We start from the raw sequence: 457 nt of genomic DNA on the forward strand, positions 1-457 counted from the left end.
ACGGCGTCCCTTCCGGTGTTTTTTTTACGGCGGATGGATGCCCTTTGTGACCGGCAACGATGTAAACCTCATCACACTCGACAGTGTCTTCGAGAAGCGCCACTGGTTTGCGTTCGACGACACCTTCCCGGAGCTGAAAGGTCATCGCTTGCACATCATCTTTGTCCAAGCCTAATTCGCGGGCAATCTGTGAATTTGACAGATTCAGCCCCATGAAATACAAGCATAAGATCCACACCCGCAACGGTTGATGATGCCCTTCGAAAATGGTCCCGGTGAGATCGTCAAAGTAGCGCTGGCAGGACTTGCACGGGTATCGCTGACGCTGCTTCTGGGTGGCATCGAAGCCTTGCTTGAGGCGGTGTTCACCGCCGCAAAACGGGCAGCGCACCCCCTCGGGCCAACGCAGCTCGCGGACTTTCCGGTAGCAATTTGCATCCTCGATCAGGTCTTGAAT

The 457-nt window shown here is 54.9% G+C and carries 1 protein-coding gene; it reads right to left on the minus strand.

Annotation, left to right across the window (positions count from 1 at the left end; all coding sequences use genetic code 11):
- The coding region (locus BQ17_RS24365; RefSeq protein WP_439645673.1) for a transposase at positions 1-391 on the minus strand (391 nt) is incomplete at its 3' end.
- Positions 392-457 lie beyond the last annotated feature (66 nt).

Origin of the sequence: Candidatus Thiosymbion oneisti (assembly GCF_900092655.1) — a bacterium.
GTDB classification, from domain to species: domain Bacteria; phylum Pseudomonadota; class Gammaproteobacteria; order Chromatiales; family Chromatiaceae; genus Thiosymbion; species Thiosymbion oneisti.